Genomic DNA, 205 nt, shown 5'->3' on the forward strand with positions numbered 1-205 from the left:
TGCGCATACGCCAGTTGCAGTGAGGTGTAACGCTCGACAACACCGGCCTTGGAGTAGCTCTCCCATATCGGCTTGAAGGTGTCCGTCCACTCACCGCGCAAGCTGCCTTCCAGCGAGCTGATCTGCGCCTGATAGGACGCATACAGCGCCTTGACGTGATCCCTGGAAACGTTGGGATAAAAGCTGACCCGATACTGCTGGTCGC

General features: G+C 58.0%; 1 protein-coding gene. It reads right to left on the reverse strand.

Going from position 1 to position 205, the window contains the following annotated elements; all coding sequences use genetic code 11:
* Window positions 1-205: hypothetical protein (locus AAEZ06_RS28495; RefSeq protein ID WP_350617574.1), on the reverse strand; the 205-nt coding region annotated here is incomplete at both ends.

The sequence above is a fragment of the Pseudomonas sp. HY7a-MNA-CIBAN-0227 genome (assembly GCF_040310325.1).
GTDB lineage: Bacteria > Pseudomonadota > Gammaproteobacteria > Pseudomonadales > Pseudomonadaceae > Aquipseudomonas.